General features: G+C 71.1%; 19 protein-coding genes. 6 read left to right on the top strand and 13 right to left on the bottom strand.

Annotation, left to right across the window (positions count from 1 at the left end):
- Window positions 1–69: 69 nt before the first annotated feature.
- Genes ACFXJ5_RS01530 through ACFXJ5_RS01515 form a run of 4 tightly spaced genes read right to left on the bottom strand, consistent with a single transcriptional unit; the run spans window position 70 to window position 3,396 of the window.
- Window positions 70–609 (bottom strand): VanZ family protein, encoded by a 540-nt coding sequence (locus ACFXJ5_RS01530; RefSeq protein ID WP_384625286.1) that lies wholly within the window; start codon window positions 607–609, stop codon window positions 70–72.
- Window positions 609–1,211, bottom strand: a complete 603-nt coding sequence (locus ACFXJ5_RS01525) for a hypothetical protein (RefSeq protein WP_384625283.1) — start codon at window positions 1,209–1,211, stop codon at window positions 609–611. The genes ACFXJ5_RS01530 and ACFXJ5_RS01525 overlap by 1 nt, the downstream gene beginning before the upstream one ends.
- Entirely contained in the window at window positions 1,208–2,722 is a 1,515-nt protein-coding gene (locus tag ACFXJ5_RS01520) for a sensor histidine kinase (protein ID WP_384625280.1), read from the bottom strand. The genes ACFXJ5_RS01525 and ACFXJ5_RS01520 overlap by 4 nt, the downstream gene beginning before the upstream one ends.
- On the bottom strand, window positions 2,719–3,396 hold the full coding sequence (locus ACFXJ5_RS01515; RefSeq protein WP_127358882.1) for a response regulator transcription factor: 678 nt from the start codon (window positions 3,394–3,396) through the stop codon (window positions 2,719–2,721). Before ACFXJ5_RS01515 ends, ACFXJ5_RS01520 begins: the two co-directional genes overlap by 4 nt.
- Before the next feature lie 163 nt (window positions 3,397–3,559).
- On the opposite strand from ACFXJ5_RS01515, the gene ACFXJ5_RS01510 reads away from it, so the two are divergent.
- On the top strand, window positions 3,560–4,348 hold the full coding sequence (locus tag ACFXJ5_RS01510; protein ID WP_384625277.1) for a SigE family RNA polymerase sigma factor: 789 nt from the start codon (window positions 3,560–3,562) through the stop codon (window positions 4,346–4,348).
- 81 nt (window positions 4,349–4,429) lie between these two features.
- Here ACFXJ5_RS01510 and ACFXJ5_RS01505 read toward each other — a convergent pair whose 3' ends face one another.
- Window positions 4,430–5,068, bottom strand: a complete 639-nt coding sequence (locus tag ACFXJ5_RS01505) for an ATP-binding protein (protein ID WP_384625274.1) — start codon at window positions 5,066–5,068, stop codon at window positions 4,430–4,432.
- Between the two features lie 121 nt (window positions 5,069–5,189).
- Between ACFXJ5_RS01505 and ACFXJ5_RS01500 the strand changes: the two genes are divergently transcribed.
- Window positions 5,190–5,546, top strand: a complete 357-nt coding sequence (locus ACFXJ5_RS01500; RefSeq protein WP_384625271.1) for a hypothetical protein — start codon at window positions 5,190–5,192, stop codon at window positions 5,544–5,546.
- Between the two features lie 45 nt (window positions 5,547–5,591).
- On the opposite strand, the gene ACFXJ5_RS01495 is transcribed toward ACFXJ5_RS01500, so the two are convergent.
- From ACFXJ5_RS01495 to deoC, 3 genes are read right to left on the bottom strand one after another with little or no spacing between them, the layout of a single operon-like run.
- Window positions 5,592–6,497 (bottom strand): aldehyde dehydrogenase family protein, encoded by a 906-nt coding sequence (locus tag ACFXJ5_RS01495; RefSeq protein WP_384625269.1) that lies wholly within the window; start codon window positions 6,495–6,497, stop codon window positions 5,592–5,594.
- The gene (locus ACFXJ5_RS01490; protein WP_384625267.1) at window positions 6,494–7,978 is read right to left on the bottom strand and encodes an aldehyde dehydrogenase family protein; all 1,485 of its coding nucleotides are present in this window, start codon (window positions 7,976–7,978) and stop codon (window positions 6,494–6,496) included. The genes ACFXJ5_RS01495 and ACFXJ5_RS01490 overlap by 4 nt, the downstream gene beginning before the upstream one ends.
- A gap of 5 nt (window positions 7,979–7,983) precedes the next feature.
- Window positions 7,984–8,979, bottom strand: coding sequence for a deoxyribose-phosphate aldolase (deoC, locus tag ACFXJ5_RS01485; RefSeq protein WP_384626520.1), 996 nt, complete (start codon window positions 8,977–8,979; stop codon window positions 7,984–7,986).
- Between the two features lie 171 nt (window positions 8,980–9,150).
- Here deoC and ACFXJ5_RS01480 point away from each other — a divergent pair, with 171 nt between their 5' ends.
- The gene (locus tag ACFXJ5_RS01480) at window positions 9,151–9,744 is read left to right on the top strand and encodes a PH domain-containing protein (RefSeq protein WP_384625265.1); all 594 of its coding nucleotides are present in this window, start codon (window positions 9,151–9,153) and stop codon (window positions 9,742–9,744) included.
- Between the two features lie 363 nt (window positions 9,745–10,107).
- Window positions 10,108–10,587 (top strand): hypothetical protein, encoded by a 480-nt coding sequence (locus ACFXJ5_RS01475; protein ID WP_384625263.1) that lies wholly within the window; start codon window positions 10,108–10,110, stop codon window positions 10,585–10,587.
- A 117-nt stretch (window positions 10,588–10,704) separates the two neighbouring features.
- Here ACFXJ5_RS01475 and ACFXJ5_RS01470 read toward each other — a convergent pair whose 3' ends face one another.
- The 5 genes from ACFXJ5_RS01470 to ACFXJ5_RS01450 all read right to left on the bottom strand — a co-directional run bounded on the left by ACFXJ5_RS01470 (window position 10,705) and on the right by ACFXJ5_RS01450 (window position 15,056).
- Window positions 10,705–11,106, bottom strand: a complete 402-nt coding sequence (locus tag ACFXJ5_RS01470; RefSeq protein ID WP_384625262.1) for a PIN domain-containing protein — start codon at window positions 11,104–11,106, stop codon at window positions 10,705–10,707.
- A complete protein-coding gene (locus ACFXJ5_RS01465) occupies window positions 11,103–11,351 on the bottom strand; it encodes a hypothetical protein (protein ID WP_384625261.1) in 249 nt (82 codons plus the stop codon). Before ACFXJ5_RS01465 ends, ACFXJ5_RS01470 begins: the two co-directional genes overlap by 4 nt.
- 37 nt (window positions 11,352–11,388) lie before the next feature.
- Window positions 11,389–13,080, bottom strand: coding sequence for a phospho-sugar mutase (locus ACFXJ5_RS01460; protein ID WP_384625258.1), 1,692 nt, complete (start codon window positions 13,078–13,080; stop codon window positions 11,389–11,391).
- Between the two features lie 111 nt (window positions 13,081–13,191).
- Window positions 13,192–14,025 (bottom strand): purine-nucleoside phosphorylase, encoded by an 834-nt coding sequence (locus ACFXJ5_RS01455; RefSeq protein ID WP_384625256.1) that lies wholly within the window; start codon window positions 14,023–14,025, stop codon window positions 13,192–13,194.
- Between the two features lie 593 nt (window positions 14,026–14,618).
- A complete protein-coding gene (locus tag ACFXJ5_RS01450; protein WP_384625255.1) occupies window positions 14,619–15,056 on the bottom strand; it encodes a gamma-glutamylcyclotransferase in 438 nt (145 codons plus the stop codon).
- 63 nt (window positions 15,057–15,119) lie between these two features.
- On the opposite strand from ACFXJ5_RS01450, the gene ACFXJ5_RS01445 reads away from it, so the two are divergent.
- Window positions 15,120–16,568, top strand: coding sequence for an NAD(P)H-quinone dehydrogenase (locus ACFXJ5_RS01445; RefSeq protein WP_384625252.1), 1,449 nt, complete (start codon window positions 15,120–15,122; stop codon window positions 16,566–16,568).
- 167 nt (window positions 16,569–16,735) lie between these two features.
- On the top strand, window positions 16,736–17,686 hold the full coding sequence (locus ACFXJ5_RS01440) for a DeoR/GlpR family DNA-binding transcription regulator (RefSeq protein ID WP_384626518.1): 951 nt from the start codon (window positions 16,736–16,738) through the stop codon (window positions 17,684–17,686).
- Window positions 17,687–17,782: the final 96 nt, after the last annotated feature.

Below are 17,782 nucleotides of genomic sequence, written 5' to 3'. Positions count from 1 at the left end.
CTTCGTGGATGGTTCAGCGGTTCGGCTGATGACTCCACGCTACGAGCCCATAGGGGGCGAATCGTCGCTCTACGGGGCGACGCCGACCCTGGGAATCGTCGGGGTGGGCCCCTGAGACCGCCGATGCGGCACCCCGGCGCGGCGGCGTAGCCGGTGACGCACGGCGGGGACCACGGCGAGGTAGGCCAGCGCGACGCCGACGGTGTTGAGGAGCAGGGCGTCGACGTCGAAGATCTGCCCGGGGACGCCGGTCTGGAGGAACTCCACGGCGAGGGAGACCATCAGTCCCGCGAAGACGGTACGGGCGAAGGAGCCGAGCCCCGAGACGACGACGCGACCGCCGGCCATCGGGAGCAGCACGCCGAGCGGGGCCAGGAGGGCGAGCCCGGCGCCGAGGCGTCGGGCGGCCAGCAGGGGGTCGGGCTGGGCGAGGTCGGCGCGGATGGTGGCGAGCGGTCGCAGATTGGGGGCGTCGACCCAGGCGACGTACTGGGGACGCAGCATCAGCCACCCGATGAGTGCCAGGTACGCCGCAGCGAGAACCAGGCCCGCCGCGCGCACTTTGGGGAGAGAGCCGTCGCGCCGCACGCCTGCAAGGACGCAGGTCATCACACAGCGGTTCCCGCAGTCCGCGTGGCATTGGCCCGCAGGTCCTCGGTGCAGCCGTAGCGGTGCGGGGCTGCGGAGCCCAGTCCGCCGAGTACGACGGTGCCGTCCGTGGAGCCCGCCGCCGTACCGGCGAAGGTGCACACCAGTTGCGCGAGGGCGAACGGCGGGAGCTCGTCCAGCGGGATGCTCAGCCGCAGGGCGTCCGCCGGGTCGGTGCGGCGCGCTGCGATGAGCTTCAGGTCGTCGGGCACGGCGGTGGCGAAGCCGGCCGAGGACTCGTCCGGGCCGGGTTCGCGTTGCAGCTCGGCCAGCAGCCGGTCCGCCGTGGCGAGCCGCCCTGTGATCGGGGCGGCGGACGCGGCGGACGCGGCCCGCCACACGGGGCTGACCTGGGCGCCCCGGCACACGAGATAGAGCCGTACGGAGTCGGCCGAGGTGCCGGCCGACGCCGAGGCGCTCGGGGCCGTACACGACACGCGGGACGGCGCGGCCCCGGCGTCCACCGGTACGGACGTGGCGCGGATGCCGCACGCGGACGCGGCGGCGGTCACCGTGAGGACCGCCCCCAGCGCGGCGGCGACCCGCCGACGGGCGGTACTCACTCGTTCTCGCTCCCTTCCAGGGGCGCTTCCTTGGGCATGGGCAGCCGCAGGGTGAACACGGCCCCGCCGCCCGGCAGGTTGGCGGCGGTGATCCCGCCGCCGTGGATGTGCGCGTTCTCCAGCGCGATGGACAGGCCCAGCCCGCTGCCCTCGGAGCGGGCGCGCGAGGCGTCCGCCTTGTAGAAGCGGTCGAAGACATGCGGCAGGACGTCCTCGGGGATGCCCGGGCCGTTGTCCGCGACCTCGATCACCAGCTCCTCGCCGACCTGCCGGACCTTGACCCGCACCGGGGAGCCGCCGTGCTTGAGGGCGTTGCCGATCAGGTTGGCCAGGATGACGTCCAGGCGGCGCGGGTCCAGGCGTACGAAGATGCCGCGCGGCGCGTCCAACTCCACGGAGTCCAGCCATGCGCGGGCGTCCATGCAGGCGGTCACCTGGTCGGCGACATCGACCTCGTCGGAGACCAGCTTGGCGGTGCCCGCGTCGAAGCGGGTGACCTCCATCAGGTTCTCCACCAGCTCGTTCAGCCGCCGGGTCTCGGAGACCACCAGCCGTACGGCGGGAGCGATCAGCGGGTCGAACGACTCCGCCTCGTCCTCCAGCACCTCGGCGACGGCGGTGATCGCGGTCAGCGGCGTACGCAGCTCGTGCGACATGTCGGCGACAAAGCGGCGGCTGGCCGACTCCCGGGCGCTCAGCTCCTCGACCCGCTGCTCCAGGCGCTCGGCGGTGTGGTTGAAGGTCCGGGACAGATCCGCCAGCTCATCGGTGCCCGACACCCGCAGCCGCGTGTCCAGCTTGCCCTCGCCGAGCCGGCGGGCGGCGTCGCCGAGCCGCTGGACGGGCCGCAGCACCGTGGAGGCGGCGGCCTGGGCGAGCAGCGCGGCGCCGATCAGGGCGAGCGCGGTGGCGATGCCGAGCGACCAGGCGAGGGAGTTGAGATCCTTGCGCTCGGCCTCGAGGGACTTGAACATGTAGCCGGTCGGCCCGCCGCCGATCATCTTGGCGCCGCCCACCAGATAGGGCTGGCCGTGCAGATTCACCCGCTGCCAGTAGAGGTGGTACTCGGACGGGTCGTTCGGCTTGGGGTTCTTCTTCTCGACGGCCTTGCGGAGCGTCGCCGGGACGTCGGCGACCGCGAAGCCGCCGGGCTGGGACTTGCCGGCGCACTGGGTGTCCATCAGCAGCACCTGGTAGTTCTGCGTGCTGTTGGCTATGTCGGCGGCCGCCTCGCCGAGGTCCGTGCAGGACGCCGACGTCGACAGCGAGCCCGCGGTGCGGGACATCGCGTCGCGGAAGTCGTTGAGGGCCGCGTTCTGGGCGCGGGTCAGGACGGCGTCGCGGTTGAGCCAGTACGCGATCCCGGAGGCGGACACGGCGGCGGTCAGCGCGACCGCGGCGAACACCGCCACCAGGCGCAGCCGCAGGCTGGTGAGCCGCAGCAGCCGGGACTTCCAGCCGTTCAGCCGGGCGGCCTCGGACGGCTCGTCGTGATGGTGCTCCTTGGTCACTGCGGCGTGTCCAGGCGGTACCCGACGCCACGCACCGTACGGATCAGCGTCGGCGAGGACGGCACGTCCTCGATCTTCGCCCGCAGCCGCTGTACGCAGGCGTCCACGAGCCGCGAGTCCCCGAGGTAGTCGTGCTCCCACACCAGCCGCAGCAACTGCTGCCGGGACAGCGCCTGACCGGGGCGGCGGCTCAGCTCCAGCAGCAGCCGCAGCTCGGTCGGGGTGAGCTGGAGATCCTCGCCGTTCTTCGTCACGGTCATCGCCGACCGGTCGATCACGATGCTGCCGAAGGCCGCCGAGTCCGAGCTGTCCCGCTCGCCTCGCCGCAGCACGGCCCGGATCCGGGCGTCCAGCACGCGCGGCTGCACCGGCTTGAGCACATAGTCGTCGGCACCGGACTCCAGCCCGACGACCACGTCGATGTCATCGCTTCGCGCCGTGAGCAGGATGATCGGCAACTGGTCGGTCCGCCGGATCCGGCGGCACACCTCGAAGCCGTCGATGCCCGGCAGCATCACGTCCAGCACGATCAGGTCCGGCCGCTGCTCGCGCAGCAGTTTCAGCCCGTCCTCGCCCGACGCCGCGGCCACCACACGGTGGCCCTGGCGCGACAGGGCGAGTTCGAGGCTGGCTCGGATCGCGTCGTCGTCCTCGATCAGCAACAGGAAAGGCACGGTCGCATTCTCTCCTACGTACTCACGCGTGCGGTACCGCCGACGGCTGTGACGGGGCTGTGACACTCGGCGGACAGGGCCATGAAACTGGCGCGGCAGTCTATTGCTCACAGCAAGGCAGGCAGTACGAAACCGAAGCAGGCTCCACCGACGGGGGCGCGAAATGAACGCACTGCACAGCACGACGACCACCGCAGTACTTCAGCCGCGCCAGCACGCGTCGGTCAGGAGCACAGAGCTGTCCGGTGCCACGAGTGGACGGGGGTGCGTTCGTGGCACCGGACGTCAGGTGATCCGCACCCGAGCGCCGTACATGACGGCGATCGAGGGCGGTCACGGGGGGACCGACGGGGGAACAACCGGGGGATCCAACGGGGGATCCGCGTACAGGGAGGTCACGGGGGAACGGCAGACCACCTCGGCGGAGGCGGACTTCACCGCCTACGTCCAGGAACGCCGCGCCTCCCTGTACGCCACCGCCTACCACCTGACCGGTGACCGATACGAGGCCGAGGACCTGCTGCAGAGCGCGCTCTTCTCCACGTACCGCGCCTGGGACCGGATCAGCGACAAGGCCGCCGTCGGCGGCTACCTGCGCCGCACCATGACCAACCTGCACATCAGCGCCTGGCGGCGCCGCAAGCTCAACGAATACCCGACCGACGAGCTGCCCGAGCCCGTTACATCGACCGAGTCCGACGCGATGCGCGGCACCGAGCTGCGCGCCGTGCTCTGGCAGGCGCTCGCCAAGCTCCCCGAGACCCAGCGCACCATGCTGGTGCTCCGCTACTACGAGGGCCGCACCGACCCGGAGATCGCCGACATCCTCGGCATCAGCGTCGGCACGGTCAAGAGCAGCATCTGGCGCTCGCTGCGCCGGCTGCGCGAGGACGAGTCGCTCAGCTTCGGCGAGGGCGCGGAGGACATGGCCTTCGGCGAACTCGTCGCCTGATCCGGGGGGATACGGGGAGAGCACGGGGGTGGGGGAGGTAGGACCGTACGGCCGGGGGGTCTGTGCGGTCCTACCGCTTTTTCACGTCGCCACCGGCGCCTCTACGTCAACGGGCCGGCGGTCCACGCCCCGGATCCGCTCCAGCGCCTCGGCCCTGCCGCACACATGCGCCCCGAACGCCGCGTGCCGCGCCACGATCCCGCGTTCCGCCCGCATCAGCATCCAGCCCCTGCGCAGCAGGAACGGCACCGACTTCCGGCCTTCACGCAGGTCACGTACGAAACGCCGCCGGGCCGTCGTCACCGCGCCCCGGCTCAGGCAGATCGCGTCCGCCAGCAGCCCGAACCCGGCGCAGCGCGCCACGATGTCCGCCGCGAAGATCCCCTCCGCGATGAACAGCGGGGCCCCGCCGAGGTCCACCGGCGCCCGGCCGGTGATCGAGCTGGTCGAGATGTCGTACACCGGCACGGAGGTTCTCCCCGTCGCGCACAGCTCGGCGACGGCGGCCAGGGCGGCGTCCGCGTTCCACGACAGCGGCGAGTCCCAGTCCGTCCCGATCCCGTTGGGGAGGAGCGGGAGGGTCGGGTCGTCGCCCTCCTTGTAGAAGTCGTCCAGGCGGAGGATCGGCAGCCCCGTACGGGCGGCGAGGGAGGACTTTCCGGAACCCGAGGGTCCGGTCAGCAGGATGACGCGGGCGGCGGCAGGATGGCTGGGGCTCACGGGATATCAGTGTGGCGCATTGGGCCACCCGAGTGAGCATCCCGGACATGCTTTGGACGCGTGACGTTCAACCAAATACCGTACGTATCCGTATTGTCGCGCTACGAGACCAGGTGCCCCGATGCCGAACCGTACCCGCGCCGCGCTGCGCGCGGCCGTGACCGTGACCTCCGTGGCCGCCGCCCTCGCCTCGGCCGGCGTGGCGACCGCCCACGCGGCGAACGACGCCAACGACCTCAAGGCCGCCGCCGCCGGCAGTCACCAGGCGGGCCAGGCTGTCGTCGGCACGGTCAAGTACCTGCCGATCAACCCCCTGGCCCACACAGGCGTCAACCCCCTGGACAACTCCCTCGGCTCCCAGGTCGCCGACTTCAAGCCCGTCTCCACCGCCATGGTCACCGGCCCCCTCGCCGACAGCCGCTCCGTCTCCGAGCTCCCGCTCATCGGCAACACGGTGAAGAAGCTGCAGGCGGGCTGACGCCGCGGGGTTGTGGGACGTTCTCCCACAACCCGCCGTAAGGCGTCAGTACGACGAGCCTGACGCGCCGCTGCCGCCGGCTGGGTGCCAGACGGTCTTGGTCTCGAGGAAGGACGTGAGGCGCTCCGTGCCGGGGTCCGCGGCCCAGTCCACAGGCTGTGGACGGCGGACGCGCTTGAGGTTGTCGGCGGCCGCGATCTCGAGTTCCTTGGCCAGCACTTCCTCGGCACCGGCCAGGTCGATCGCGTTGACGTCCTGGTGGGCGGCGAGCGGCGTCGCGATCTCCGCCGTACGACCGGACAGCAGGTTGACGACGCCGCCGGGCAGGTCGGACGTGGCCAGCACCTCGCCCAGGGACAGCGCGGGCAGCGGCGCGGCCTCGCTCGTCACGACGACCGCCGTGTTGCCGGTCGCGATCACCGGGGCGATGACCGAGACCAGGCCGAGGAACGAGGACTCCTGCGGGGCCAGCACCGCCACGACGCCGGTCGGCTCGGGGGAGGAGAGGTTGAAGTACGGCCCGGCGACCGGGTTCGCGCCGCCGACGATCTGGGCGATCTTGTCGGTCCAGCCCGCGTACCAGACCCAGCGGTCGATCGCCGCGTCGACGACCGCGGCGGCCTTGGACTTGGACAGCCCCTCCGCGTCGGCCACTTCCCGTACGAACTGGTCCCGGCGGCCCTCCAGCATCTCGGCGACGCGGTAGAGGATCTGGCCCCGGTTGTACGCGGTCGCGCCCGACCACCCGGCAAAGGCCTTGCGGGCGGCGACGACCGCGTCACGCGCGTCCTTGCGGGAGGACTGCGGCGCGTTGGCGAGCCAGCGGCCCTTGGAGTCGGTCACCTCGTACACCCGCCCGCTCTCGCTGCGGGGGAACCTGCCCCCGACGAACAGCTTGTAGGTCTTGAAGACGGACAGCCGCGCTGCCTTGTCGGACTCGGACACCTTCATCGGTCGCGCTCACCCTCTCGCTCGCTGCGCTCGTTCGACGGCTCGGCTGCTCCGGCGAGGTACGCCTCCAGACCGTGGCGGCCGCCCTCGCGGCCGAAGCCCGACTCCTTGTAGCCGCCGAAGGGCGAGGTCGGGTCGAACTTGTTGAACGTGTTGGCCCACACCACACCCGCGCGGAGCTGGTTCGCGACCGACAGGATGCGCGAGCCCTTCTCCGTCCAGATGCCGGCCGACAGGCCGTACTGGCTGTTGTTCGCCTTCTCCACGGCCTCGGCGGGCGTACGGAAGGTGAGCACCGACAGCACCGGGCCGAAGATCTCCTCGCGGGCGATCCGGTGCGCCTGCGTGACGCCGGTGAAGAGCGTCGGGGCGAACCAGTAGCCGGACGACGGGAGTTCGCACGCCGGGGACCAGCGCTCGGCGCCCTCCGCTTCGCCGCTGTCGGCGAGGGCGGTGATACGGGCCAGCTGCTCGGCGGAGTTGATGGCGCCGACGTCGGTGTTCTTGTCGAGCGGGTCGCCGATCCGGAGGGTCGACAGGCGGCGCTTCAGGGAGTCCAGCACCTCGTCCGCGACCGACTCCTGGAGGAGCAGGCGGGAGCCGGCGCAGCAGACCTGGCCCTGGTTGAAGAAGATGCCGTTGACGATGCCCTCGACGGCCTGGTCGATGGGCGCGTCGTCGAAGACGATGTTCGCGCCCTTGCCGCCCAGCTCCAGGGTGACCTTCTTGTGCGTACCGGCGATGCTGCGCGCGATGGCCTTGCCGACGGCGGTCGATCCGGTGAAGGCGACCTTGTCGACGTCCGGGTGGGCGACGAGTGCGGCGCCGGCGTCCCCGTAGCCGGGAAGGATGTTGACGACGCCCTTGGGCAGGCCGGCCTGGCGGCAGATGTCCGCGAAGAAGAGGGCGGACAGGGGGGTCGTCTCGGCGGGCTTGAGGACGACCGTGTTGCCGGTGGCGAGGGCCGGGGCGATCTTCCAGGCGAGCATGAGGAGCGGGAAGTTCCAGGGGATGACCTGGCCGGCCACGCCCAGGGGCCTCGGGTTCGCGCCGTAGCCCGCGTGGTCGAGCTTGTCGGCCCAGCCGGCGTAGTAGAAGAAGTGCGCCGCGACGAGGGGGAGGTCGGCGTCGCGGGTCTCGCGGATCGGCTTGCCGTTGTCGAGGGTTTCGAGGACGGCCAGCTCGCGGGAGCGCTCCTGGATGATGCGCGCGATCCGGAAGAGGTACTTGGCGCGCTCGGCGCCGGGGATCGCCGACCAGGTGGTGAACGCCTTGCGGGCGGCCTTCACGGCCCGGTCCACGTCGGCCTCGCCGGCCTGGGCGACCTCGGAGAGGACCTCTTCGGAGGACGGGCTGACAGTCTTGAAGACCTTGCCGTCGGCCGCTTCGGTGAACTCGCCGTCGATGAAGAGCCCGTAGGAGGGGGCGATGTCGACGACCGCCCGGGACTCGGGCGCGGGTGCGTAGTCGAATGTCGTCATCGTGATCAGTCCACCGTCACGTAGTCGGGACCGGAGTAACGGCCGGTGCTCAGCTTCTGGCGCTGCATCAGCAGGTCGTTGAGCAGACTGGACGCGCCGAAGCGGAACCAGTCGTTGCTCAGCCAGTCCTCGCCGACCGTCTCGTTGACCAGGACCAGGAACTTGATCGCGTCCTTGGTGGTGCGGATGCCGCCGGCGGGCTTGACCCCGACCTGGACGCCGACCGCTTCGCGGAAGTCGCGGACCGCTTCGAGGAGGATGAGCGTGTTGGGCGGTGTCGCGTTGACGGCCACCTTGCCCGTCGAGGTCTTGATGAAGTCGGCGCCCGCGAGCATGCCCAGCCAGGAGGCGCGGCGGATGTTGTCGTACGTCGACAGCTCGCCGGTCTCGAAGATCACCTTGAGGTGGGCGGAGGTTCCGTCGGGGCGGACGCAGGCTTGCTTCACGGCGCGGATCTCGTCGTAGACCTTCAGGTAGTGGCCCGCCAGGAAGGCGCCGCGGTCGATGACCATGTCGACCTCGTCCGCCCCGGCTGCCACTGCGTCGGCCACGTCGGCCAGCTTGACGGGCAGCGCGGCGCGGCCGGCCGGGAAGGCGGTGGCGACGGAGGCGACCTTGACCCCGGAGTCGCCGAGGGACTCCTTGGCGACCTTCACCATGTCGGGGTAGACGCAGATCGCGGCGACCTTGGGGGTCGTACGGTCCAGCGGGTCGGGGTGGACGCCCTTGGCGCACAGCGCCCGGACCTTGCCCGGGGTGTCCGCGCCTTCGAGCGTGGTCAGGTCGATCATCGAGATCGCCAGGTCGATGGCGTACGCCTTCGCCGTCGTCTTGATCGATCGGGTGCCGAGCGTGGCGGCGCGGCCCTCGAGGCCGACCGCGTCGACGCCGGGCAGTCCGTGCAGGAAGCGGCGCAGCGAGCCGTCGGAGGCGGTCACGTCCGACATGGACGCCAGCCGGGCCGCGGCTTCGGGGCCGTGAGCGGGAACAGTGAGGGGCATGGTCACCAGAGCAGCATATCTACGCGCGTAGCGACTGTCACTAGGGCGGTGGCCGGCAGGGGAGCCGATACGGGACCGCAACCTTTGCGCTGGCCTCCCAGGGTAGCCGCGCGGCTCGGCAGGGGGTGGGTGGGGAATGGCTGCCGCGTGGGCTTCAGGCACAATCGGCCCATGACGAGCTCAGAGAAGTCCGCGCCGTACGCCGACCGCTCCTACCGGTCGGCCGCCGGGATCGCCGGGGGCGTGCTCGTGCTCGCCCTCGGCCTGTGGCTGGGCGGCGACGCGGTCTTCGGCGGCCACGGCCGCACGCCCTGGATCGCCCTGGCCGGGCTCCTGCTCGCCGTGCCGCTCGTTGTCGCGTTCACGCTGCGCCCTGTCGTCTTCGCGGGCGACGAGCGGCTGCGGGTGCGCAATCCGTTCCGTACGATCACCGCGCCCTGGGGTGCCGTCGAGGACATCCGCTCCGGCTACTCCACCGAGCTGTTCGCCGGCGGCCGGAAGTATCAGGTCTGGGCCATCCCGGTGTCCCTGCGGGCCCGCAAGCGCGCCGCGCGGCGCTCCGCGCGGGCCGACGTGTCGGTGGGTGGGAGTGACCCGGCGCGGGCTTGGTCGGACCAGGCGGTCGACGAGATCCGGGAGCTGCGGGATCGCCATGCGGGCAGTGAGGCCGGGCAGGGCGAGGTCAGCGTGCGCTGGGCCTACGAGGTGATCGGGCCTGCGGTGGTGGGTGCGGTTGTGCTCGGGATTCTGCTCGCGGTCGGGTGACGGGTCCGGGGCCTTCGGGGGGCGGGCCCTGCGCCGATCCCTTGCGGGTTGCGGTGGCGGTTGTGCTCGCGGTCGGGTGACGGGTCCGGGGCCTCCGGGGCGGGGCCCTGGACCGACATATTTACGTGCGTGACGGGTCGGTTCGTTGCCTCACCCGGCATGCCGCACACAAATATGCGGAGTGTCCAGGACCCCACCCCTGCGACCCCGGCCCCTCCCGGTGCGTTCTTTTGCGGTCCGGCGCCCTGGGCGTCTGGTGGCCGGAATTGTACGGTCCGGTACGCGCCTCTCTTGCTCTCCGTAGATCCCCGCGCATCAATGAGCGCTGCCTTATCCGACGGGTCGTCAGCGAAGGGATCTCCCATGAAGACCAAGTTAGGCATCGGCCTCACGGCTATCGGCGCGGCTGCGCTCCTGGCGCTCGCGCCGAGCGCCGCTGTGGCGGTGACTCCCGACACGGCCTCGGCCACGTACGACTGCGGTACGTGGGGCGGGGGCACCGCCCAGCTCGCCGCCACGCAGGACGGCACCACGGCCACCATCACGCTCACGTCGTCGGTCACCGCGCCGATCGCGATCGGGGCGGACGCGCTCAGCGCGGATCTGCTGCTCACCCTCAACGGCGGCAGCACCCAGACACACTTCACCGGCACCGCGAACCCGGCGATGGCTGCCGGTGATCCCATTGAGGTCGGCCCCCTGACGGGCACGGTGGCCTCGGGCGACAGCCTCGACTCGTACCTGGCGACGGGTGACGCGTACTCGCTTCAGATCGTCTACCTGGGCATCGCCGTGACCTGCCAGGCCACCACCGTTCAGGGTCCGGGGCCGTTCGTCTTCTGAGACCCCTGTTGTTCAAAGGCGCCGGGCCCCTGCGGTGCGTGCAGGGGCCCGGCGCCGGCATCGGTGATCATCGGCGGCAACAAGTCCCCCGACTCCTTCCCGGTTCTTCGGCGGTGTTCAGATGCTGATCAGCCGGAGGCGATGGCCGCACAGTCGGACCATGTCATCGATGTCGGACGTGAGTATGGCGACCGGCCCCGGCTGGCGGAGGGCGGCTTCGGCGACGGTCGCGTCGATGGCGTACTTGTGTCCGTGCAGTCCGGCGGCCTTGAGGAGCTGTGCCGCTGCCTTGGCGGCGCGCTCGGTCACCGGCTCGACCTTCACGCGGGACAGCGACCATTCCAGTCGAGCCAGGTCGACCCGGGAGTGGCTGACCTCGACAATGGTGTTGGCGCTGACGACGAGATCTGCACCGGAACGGTGGAACGCGTGGATCATCGCCAGCACCTTGCGATCCTGTGCGATCCACGCGGACAGTCCCTCGGAATCGAGGACGACGGATTCGATGTCCGTGCTCAAGCCGCACTCGCTGGGCCGTGCGCGTCGCCGGTACCGAAGATCCGGGCGTGAGCCTCGGCCATCTCCTCTTCGGTGAAAGCCCCGTGCTCCTCCTGGTAGCGCCGCAGATCCTCGCCGAGGAGGTGGTGCCTTATCTGACGGGCCACCGCCTCGGCCACATAGCCGGAGACGTTGTCGGTGAGCTTCTTCAGCTCTGCGACCTGCTCGGTCGGGAGGGTGACTGTGATGCGCGTCGTGTCAGCCATGGCGCTTAGCATACCGCGGTATGCGCCGCTGTGGCGGTCAGATGCCCGCCGCCTCCGAGAGATCGGACTTCAGGGCAGCCAGGACCGCGCCGGCGCGGGCGCGGGCGGAGGTGAGGTCGTCGGCGGCGGGGACGGGGATGACGACTTCGAGGTAGCACTTGAGCTTGGGCTCGGTGCCGCTGGGGCGGACGATGACGCGGGCGGAGGCGACGCCGGAGGTGGGGTTGCCGGCGAGGTGGTAGCGGAGGCCGTCGGTGGGGGGAAGTTCCTCGGTGCCCTTGGTGAGGTCTTCGGCGGAGGTGACCGTGAGACCGGCGAGGGCGGTGGGGGACGCCTCGCGGAGGCGGGTCATGGCGTCGGTGATGAGGGAGAGGTCGGCGACGCGGACCGAGAGCTGGTCGGTGGCGTGGAGGCCGTGCTGGAGGGCGATGTCGTCGAGGAGGTCGGTGAGGGTGCGGCCGTGCTGCTTGAGCTCGGCGGTGAGTTCGGCGACGGCGAGGGCGGCGCTGATGCCGTCCTTGTCGCGGACGCCGTCGGGGTCGACGCAGTAGCCCAGGGCCTCTTCGTAGCCGTAGCGGAGGTTGTGGACGCGGGCGATCCACTTGAAGCCGGTGAGGGTGTCGGCGTAGTCCAGACCCGCGGCGGCGGCGATGCGGGAGAGGAGGGACGAGGAGACGATGCTGGCCGCGAAGGTGCCGCTGGCGCGCTTGTGGACCAGGGCGGTGGCCAGGAGGGCGCCGACCTCGTCGCCGCGCAGCATGCGCCAGCCGGCGGGTGCGGCGGGGTCGGGGACGGCGACGGCGCAGCGGTCGGCGTCGGGGTCGTTGGCGATGACGATGTCGGGGTGGATGGATTGGGCTGTTTTGAATGCCAGGTCCATCGCGCCGGGCTCTTCCGGGTTGGGGAAGGCGACGGTGGGGAAGTCCGGGTCCGGGTCGGCCTGCTCCGGGACGACCGTGGGTGACGGGAAGCCGGCCCGGGTGAAGGCGGCCGTCAGCACCTCGTGGCCGACGCCGTGCAGGGGCGTGTAGACGACGGAGACGTTGCGCGGGGAGTGCTTGTCCACGACGGAGGCGGTGCGGGCGAGGTAGGCCTCGGTGACGGCGTCGTCGAGGGTGTCCCAGCCCTCGGTGGCCAGCGGTACGTCGGCCAGGGAGCCGACCGCGGCGATCTCGGCGGCGATGTCGGCGTCGGCGGGCGGCACGATCTGGGAGCCGTCGCCGAGGTAGACCTTGTAGCCGTTGTCCTGTGGCGGATTGTGGCTCGCGGTGACCATGACACCGGCCGCCGCGCCCAGGTGCCGGATGGCGAACGCCAGGACCGGGGTCGGCAGCGGGCGGGGGAGGACAGCCGCGCGCAGCCCCGCGCCGACCATGACGGCGGCGGTGTCGCGGGCGAAGTCGTACGACTTGTGGCGGGCGTCGTAGCCGATGACGACCAGGCCGCCGGTGCCGCCCTGCGCCTTCAGGTAAGCCGCCAGGCCCGCCGCCGCCCGGATCACCACCGAGCGGTTCATCCGCATCGGCCCGGCGCCGATCTCGCCCCGCAGACCGGCGGTGCCGAACTGCAGGGTCCCGGCGAAGCGGTCGGCCAGGTCCGCCGAGGCGGCCTCGTCGCCGGCCTCGGCGGCGGTCAGCACCGCCTCCAGCTCGCCCCGGGTGTCCGGGTCCGGGTCCTCGGCCAGCCAGGTGCGCGCCTGCCGGACGAGGTCGGTGGTCTCGCTTGCCACGTCATGCTCCTGCGGTGTGTGCGGGTTGTGGGGGGAGGGGCGGTTCTGCTGATTCCGTGCCGGACCGGTACCCGGCCGGGGCGCATGGCAACCGGCCGGGACCTTCCGCGGTCAGAGCCGGTTCAGCACCTGCGCGAGGAGGGAACCCATACGGGCCGCCGAGTCACGGCCGGCCTCCAGCACCTCTTCGTGGTTGAGCGGCTCGCCCGTCATCCCGGCGGCGAGGTTCGTGACCAGCGAGATCCCGAGCACCTCGGCGCCGGCCTCCCGTGCGGCGATGGCCTCCAGCGTGGTCGACATGCCCACCAGGTCGCCGCCGATCGCCCGGACCATCCCGATCTCCGCCGGCGTCTCGTAGTGCGGGCCGGGGAACTGCACGTACACCCCCTCTTCGAGGGTCTCGTCGACCTCCTTGCACAGCGCGCGCAGCCGGGGGGAGTAGAGGTCGGTGAGGTCCACGAAGTTCGCCCCGACGATGGGCGACGTCGCGGTGAGGTTGATGTGGTCGCTGATCAGCACCGGCTGCCCCGGGCGCATACCCACCCGCAGCCCGCCGCAGCCGTTGGTCAGCACGATGGTCTTGCAACCGGCCGCGACGGCCGTACGCACCCCGTGCACGACAGTCGCCACGCCCTTGCCCTCGTACAGGTGATTGCGCCCCAGGAAGATCAGCGCACGCACGCCGCCGATCCGCACCGAGCGCACCTTGCCGGCATGCCCGGCCACCGCGGGGGCCGGGAAGCCCGGCAGATCGGTGATGGAAAATTCGTGCTCGGCCGCCCCGAGCTCATCGGCGGCGGGAACCCACCCGGAGCCCATAACCAGGGCCACATCGTGGGTCTCTGCACCGGTCAACTCGCGCAGTCGCGCCGCCGCCGCCTCTGCGGCCGCGTGCGGGTCGGCCTGCGGGCCGCCGGTGATGTCGGAGGAAGGGAGGGAGTTCACGTGGACGAGCGTAACGGCTAACGGCCTACGCGCGTAGACGTCCTATGTAGACCGCACCTGTTTTTCGGAGGATCCCACCGTTGACGCCCCCTGGGCACGGTCCCCATACCCCTCCCCGTCTCCCTTCCCCACGTCCCTGCCTGTGTTCCTCCCCACGCCCCTCCCCGTCTCCCTTCCCCCCGTCCCTCCCCGTGTTCCTCCCCACGCCCCTTCCCCATGTCCCTCCCCGTGTTCCTCCCGCATGTCCCTCCCCATGGCCCTCCGGTGCCCCGTCGGCGAGTGAGCCGAAGCGGAGCGGTCGCTGTCGAAAAGGAGAACGCGCGCAGTCCGCGAGGAACGAGCGGGCGAGCACGATCGACTGTCGACAGTGACTGAGCGCAGCGGAGGCGAACCGAGCCGCCAAAAAAAGGGGAAAGTCGGTACCCGTCCGGCGCACCGAGCCCCGGCGTCTTACGGAGGCGAAAGGGTGGCCGTCCGGGACCGAGCCCCGCCGTCCCACAGAGGCGAAACGGAAGCCGTCCGCCACCCCACCCCCGGCGTTCTGCGTGGCCGTCAGCCCGCCGAACGCCACCTCAACCCCGCCGAACGCCACCTCAACACGGCCGCTTCCGCAGCTCCATCACGTAGTCATGCGGCGCCCCCGCCGACTCCGCCGCGTCCGCGATCTCGCCGAGGTACCGGGCGGACGGCAGACCGCCCTCGTAGTCGTTGAGGACGTAGACCCACGCGGAACTGTCGCCGTCGAGCGTGTCGACCCGCACGAGGGCCCGGCGGTAGATGCCGAGCGGCACGCCCTCCCAGCGGTCCATGGAGTCCTCGTCGACCGGGGCGATGTCGTAGAGGCCGACGAAGACCTGGTGCAGGGGGTCCTCGACGAGGGTGGCGAGTGCGCCCTCCCAGCCCATCTGCTCGCCGCCGAACGTGAGCCGCCAGCCGCTGAGCCAGCCGGTGCCGCGCAGGGGGGAATGCGGGGCGCGGCGCGTCATGAGCCGGGCGTCGAGGTTGCCGGCGTACGCGGCGTAGAGCGACATGGTCAAGAGGGTACGGGAGACAGTCGTGGCCCCCGTAAGTGATCACTTGGCGCGTGCGGGACAATGGGGTACGTGACTCGGATCGTGATCATTGGTGGCGGACCCGGCGGATATGAGGCGGCGCTGGTTGCCGCACAGCTCGGCGCGGAGGTGACCGTCGTCGACTGCGACGGCCTGGGCGGGGCGTCGGTGCTGACCGACTGCGTGCCGTCGAAGACTCTGATCGCGACGGCCGAGGTGATGACCACCTTCGACTCGTCGTACGAAGAGCTCGGCATCATCGTGGCCGACGACACCCCGCCGCTGGAGCAGGCCGCCCGGGTGGTCGGCGTGGACCTGGGCAAGGTCAACCGCCGGGTGAAGCGCCTCGCTCTCGCGCAGTCGCACGACATCACGGCCTCCGTGACCCGCGCCGGGGCCCGCGTGATGCGCGGCCGGGGGCGGTTGGAGGGCATGCAGGCGATCGACGGGTCCCGCAAGGTCATCGTGGAGGCCGCCGACGGCAGCAGCGAGACGCTGACCGCCGACGCGGTGCTGATCGCGACCGGTGGGCGCCCGCGTGAGCTGGCGGACGCGCTGCCGGACGGCGAGCGGATCCTGAACTGGACGCAGGTGTACGACCTGATGGAGCTTCCGGACGAGCTGATCGTGGTCGGCTCCGGTGTGACGGGCGCCGAGTTCGCGGGGGCGTACCAGGCGCTCGGCTCGAAGGTGACGCTGGTGTCGTCGCGCGACCGGGTGCTGCCGGGCGAGGACCCGGACGCGGCGGCGGTGCTGGAGGACGTCTTCCGGCGGCGTGGGATGAACGTCATGGCGCGCTCGCGGGCGGAGTCCGCCAAGCGGGTCGGCGACAAGGTCGAGGTGACGCTGGCCGACGGCCGGGTCATCACCGGCAGCCACTGCCTGATGGCGGTCGGCGCGATCCCGAACACCGGGAACATGGGCCTGGAGGAGTCCGGGGTCAAGCTCAAGGAGTCCGGCCACATCTGGACCGACAAGGTGTCCAGGACCAGCGCGCCGGGTGTGTACGCGGCCGGTGACGTCACCGGGGTGTTCGCGCTCGCGTCGGTGGCGGCGATGCAGGGCCGGATCGCGATGTACCACTTCCTGGGCGACGCGGTGGCGCCGCTGAACCTCAAGACGGTGTCGTCGAACGTCTTCACCGACCCGGAGATCGCCACCGTCGGCTACACGCAGGCGGATGTCGACTCCGGCCTCATCGACGCGCGGTGCGTGAAGCTGCCGCTGCTGCGCAACCCGCGCGCGAAGATGCAGGGCATCCGGGACGGCTTCGTGAAGCTTTTCTGCCGCCCGGGTACCGGGATCGTGGTGGGCGGTGTGGTCGTCTCGCCGCGGGCGAGCGAGCTGATCCATCCCATCTCGATCGCGGTGGACAACAATCTGACGGTCGAGCAGATCGCGAACGCGTTCACGGTCTACCCTTCTCTGTCGGGATCGATCGCCGAGGTCGCGCGCCAGCTCCACACCCGTAAGACGGCCGCTGAGCTGTAGACCAAGGCTGTCGGACCGCCGGCTGAACGGAAGTTGTCCGTATAGCACTTCACGCCCGGTTTCGCGAACAACTTCTGTTAATCGGTGCAAACTGCTGATAGCGGATGGTCATTGGCGTTACTGTCAGTTTTGTGTTCGCAGCAGAACGTCGCCAACTGATCCTCGAAATGGTGCGCGCCAACGGGGCCGTGTCGCTCCGTGAGCTCGCCCGCGTCGTCCAGACCTCCGAAGTAACCGTACGGCGGGACGTGCGGGCGCTGGAGGCAGAAGGACTGCTCGACCGCCGGCATGGCGGTGCGGTACTGCCGGGTGGCTTCACCAGGGAGTCCGGCATTCCGCAGAAATCCCATCTAGCGGCCGCGGAGAAGACGGCGATCGCCGATCTCGCGGCAAGCCTTGTCGAAGAGGGCGAGGCCATCGTGGTCGGCGCCGGGACCACCACGCAGGAGCTGGCCCGCCGGCTCGCGCGGGTGCCGGGGCTGACCGTGGTCACCAACTCCCTGCTGGTGGCCCAGGCGTTGGCGCACGCGAACCGGGTCGAGGTCGTCATGACCGGCGGCACTCTGCGCGGCACCAACTACGCCCTCGTCGGAAGCGGCGCCGAGCAGTCCCTGCAGGGGTTGCGGGTGTCCCGGGCCTTCCTGTCCGGGGCCGGGCTCACCGCCGAGCGCGGGCTCTCCACCTCCAACATGCTCTCCGCGAGCGTCGACCGGGCGCTGGTCCAGGCGGCGGCGGAGGTCGTGGTGCTGGCCGACCACACCAAGCTCGGTACGGACACGATGTTCCAGACCGTGCCGACGGACGTCATCACGCGCCTGGTGACGGACGAGCCCGCGCCGGGGGACGAGCGGGCCGCGACCGAACTTCAGGCGCTCGCCGATCGGGGGGTCCATGTCGCCGTCGCCCCGCTCGGTGGAGCGGACAACGGCCACCCCGGCGGGAGCACAGGGTCCGCGGGGGGCCGGCGTCGCGACCTTCCGCCGGTGCCGGGGCCGCGACGGCATCCCCATCCGGGTCATCCCGGGCAGTCGTCGGCGCAGCTCCGGGCGGCGCAGCTCGCGGGAGAGCAGCAGGCGCAGGCCGCACGGATCGCCGACCTGGCGCCCCGGCGGCGATAGCGCTGCCCCATGGGCCAACGAGGACAACCGGTCAACGGGTCCGACCGGTCAACGGGTCCGACCTGTCAACGGTCCGACCTGTCAACGGTCCGACCG

Origin of the sequence: Streptomyces sp. NPDC059373 (assembly GCF_042751495.1) — a bacterium.
GTDB lineage: Bacteria > Actinomycetota > Actinomycetes > Streptomycetales > Streptomycetaceae > Actinacidiphila.
Note: the sequence above shows the minus strand (reverse complement) of the source record. Positions and strands in the feature narration are given on the sequence as shown.